Origin of the sequence: Bradyrhizobium sp., from assembly GCF_016462955.1 — a bacterium.
In the GTDB taxonomy this organism is placed as follows: domain Bacteria; phylum Pseudomonadota; class Alphaproteobacteria; order Rhizobiales; family Xanthobacteraceae; genus Bradyrhizobium.
Map to the genome: position 1 here is coordinate 477 of NZ_JAEMSD010000185.1, position 2,848 is coordinate 3,324.

The 2,848-nt window shown below is 63.6% G+C and carries 4 protein-coding genes; 1 reads left to right on the forward strand and 3 read right to left on the reverse strand.

Going from position 1 to position 2,848, the window contains the following annotated elements; all coding sequences use genetic code 11:
• Positions 1-21 precede the first annotated feature (21 nt).
• Complete coding sequence (locus tag JHD07_RS19405) at positions 22-378, reverse strand: ArsC family reductase (RefSeq protein ID WP_291624751.1); 357 nt, start codon at positions 376-378, stop codon at positions 22-24.
• A gap of 107 nt (positions 379-485) precedes the next feature.
• Here JHD07_RS19405 and JHD07_RS19410 point away from each other — a divergent pair, with 107 nt between their 5' ends.
• Positions 486-857: a tRNA-binding protein gene (locus JHD07_RS19410; protein WP_291624752.1), complete on the forward strand. Its 372-nt coding sequence runs from the start codon at positions 486-488 to the stop codon at positions 855-857.
• A 12-nt stretch (positions 858-869) separates the two neighbouring features.
• Here the strand turns inward: JHD07_RS19410 and JHD07_RS19415 are convergent, their stop codons facing one another.
• Together JHD07_RS19415 and JHD07_RS19420 are read right to left on the reverse strand one after the other, a co-directional pair.
• Positions 870-1,604 (reverse strand): glutathione S-transferase N-terminal domain-containing protein, encoded by a 735-nt coding sequence (locus JHD07_RS19415; protein ID WP_291624753.1) that lies wholly within the window; start codon positions 1,602-1,604, stop codon positions 870-872.
• Positions 1,605-1,667: 63 nt separating this feature from the next.
• A complete protein-coding gene (locus JHD07_RS19420; RefSeq protein ID WP_291624783.1) occupies positions 1,668-2,333 on the reverse strand; it encodes a DUF429 domain-containing protein in 666 nt (221 codons plus the stop codon).
• Positions 2,334-2,848: the final 515 nt, after the last annotated feature.

Consider the following 2,848-nt stretch of genomic DNA (forward strand, 5'->3'; position numbering starts at 1 on the left):
ACCATCGAGCTCAACTAGATCCTAGCGCTTGGCTGCGACCTCTTTGGCGTAGATGTCCGGCTTGAAGCCGACCAGCAGCTTGCCACCGATCTCCAGCACCGGCCGCTTGATCATCGACGGCTGCGCCAGCATCAATGCCAGCGCCTTCTTCTCGGTGAGCCCGTCCTTGTCGGAGTCGGGCAGCTTCTTGAAGGTGGTCCCGGCGCGATTGAGCAGCGTCTCCCACCCGACCTTGTCGCTCCACTGCTTGAGCCTGTCCTTCTCCACACCAGCCGTCTTGTAGTCGTGAAACGCGTAAGCCACGCCGTGGGCGTCGAGCCAGGCGCGGGCCTTCTTCATGGTGTCGCAGTTCTTGATGCCGTAGATGATGGTGGGCAAGGCAGTTCCTCGCGCATGCGTCGTATCGTGATCCCCGGGGCGTTGTACGAAACTCCGCTTCGCGCGACAATATCGCGGACGAAGCCAACTCTCGAAACGGACATGCCATGCACGTCAGCCACGATCCCGCAGCCGCCCCTTCACCGACCATCGACTTCGCCAGCTTCCTCGCTGTCGACATCCGTGTCGGCACGATCGTGGACGCACAACCGTTTCCGGAGGCCCGCAAGCCGGCCTGGCGCCTATGGATCGATTTCGGCCCGGCCATCGGCGTGCGCAAGAGTTCGGCCCAGATCACCGAACACCACCCGCTCGAAACGCTCGTGGGGCAACAGGTCGCGGCGGTCGTCAATTTTCCGCCGCGCCAGATCGGCCCTGTTGTCGCCGAGGTTCTGACGCTCGGCTTCCCCGATGCCAATGGCAAGGTGGTGCTGGTGCAGCCGAGCAAGCCCGTGCCGAACGGCGGACGGTTGTTCTAGCCTCGGGCCTCGTCAGGGCCTTGCCGGAATGTTCAGCCCGCGCTGCACCGCGGGGCGCGCAAGGCCGCGCTCGAGCCAGGCACCGACCGCCTTGAACTGGCTGAATTCGACGAGATCGCCCGCGCCGTAGAAGCCGATGAGGTTGCGCACCCAGCCGAGCATGGAGATATCGGCGATGGTGTAGTCGTCATCCATGAACCATTGCCGGCCGGCGAGATGCGCCTCCATCACCCCGAGCAGGCGCTTGGCTTCGGCGACGTAGCGGTCGCGAGGCCGCTTGTCCTCGTAGTCCTTGCCGGCGAATTTGTGGAAGAAGCCGACCTGGCCGAACATTGGCCCGACGCCGCCCATCTGGAAGTGGAGCCATTGCAGCGTCTGGTAGCGGCGCGAAGCATCCTGCGGCAGCAGCTTGCCGGTTTTCTCCGCGAGGTATTGCAGGATCGCCCCGGACTCGAACAGCGGCAGCGGCTTGCCGCCGGGACCATTGGGATCGAGGATCGCCGGAATCTTGCCGTTGGGATTGAGCGAGAGAAATTCCGGTGTCTTCTGGTCGTCCTTGGCGAAATCGACGAGGTACGCTTCGTAAGGGAGCTCGATTTCCTCCAGCATGATCGAAACCTTGACGCCGTTCGGCGTCGGCAGCGAATAGAGCTGAAGTAATTCCGGATGCTTGGGTGGCCAGCGCCGGGTGATGGGAAAGACTGACAGACGGTCCCAGTTGGGGACAGGAACGGGCGACTCGGGCATCGGGACCTGCAATCTGATGTTGATGCGCAGCCAGTCTAGGCAACGAGCGCAGCGACGCAAGGTTCAATAATTGATCTCCATCCGCAGTCCGCGTGGGTCGCGCTCATCTCCACCGACGCGCTGCGTGCTGTCGCGCGCAGCGACCGCGCAGGCACAGGCATCGAGGAGATCGTCGCGGCCGATGCCGGTGCCGTGGCGTAGCTTCAACCATCGCTCGATCTTGGTGAAGCCGCGGTCTCTCAGCAGCGCGATGCGCTGCTCGCGGCCGCGCGGCGAGGTCTTCTTCTCGAGCCGCACGCGCCCGGCCAGATTCCAGAAGATCAATTCGGGATGCGCTTCGCCGATCGTCGCCTGCCGCGCCGGCGTCATGGCGTCATCGACCTCCTTCATCTTGTCCCTGATATTCCAGAGTTGCGCCGAAACGCCCCTGCCCTCGCCTTCGTGCTTCCAGTAATGGCGATTTGCCGCCGCCATATCCGGGAAGGTCCAGAGGTCGCGGCGCGCACCGAGAAACACGGCCGGGCCGATCAGTTCGCGTGCGCGCAGATCACAGACGCGATAGCCGCTCGGATTCAATCCGATCGGCATGTCGATCATCGCGCGCGTATGCGGCATGGCGAGCAGGCGCGTCAGGCCCGGTGAATAGTCGAAGCCGTGATCTCCGCGCGCATCGATCCAGGCCGCGACCCAGCCGAAGCGAAATCCGTCGAGGCCGAGATAGCTCGGCACGACAGGCATCCGTGTGTTGTCGTCAGTGTCCTGCAATTTTCACACGCGTCTCGCTTGACATCCGCAAGTTGCGGGCGTATTTCCCGCGCCCTCGCAAGCACTTCCGCTTGCGACAGACACCATGAACCGAGCGATGTCGCACCGCTACGAAAGAATTGTCCGCATGCCGAATAGCCCAAAGCTATTCGATTGCGCATGCCCGGCTCATGGGAGCGATCTTGCCTGACCGCAAGATCGACAGTCCGCTTCTCACGGACCCTCCCGAGCCTGCCGCTCCGGAGGGTTTTTTGTTGCCCGCCGCGCGGCTCCACCGAACATCCCGGCCATGGCCGGAACGAGAGACCCGGATCTCGGGGCTCGCGCTGGAGAGGCGCGTGCCCAAGTGCGCGGGGCCTGCCGGAGGGAACGAGGCGATGAGCCGGACACCGATGGCAGAGCGAACCCAAAAGGGTTCGCAACATGCGGCGCGTCGGCAGCGCCGCGATCGAATTTTTTCGTAACTCGGTTTGCCGCGA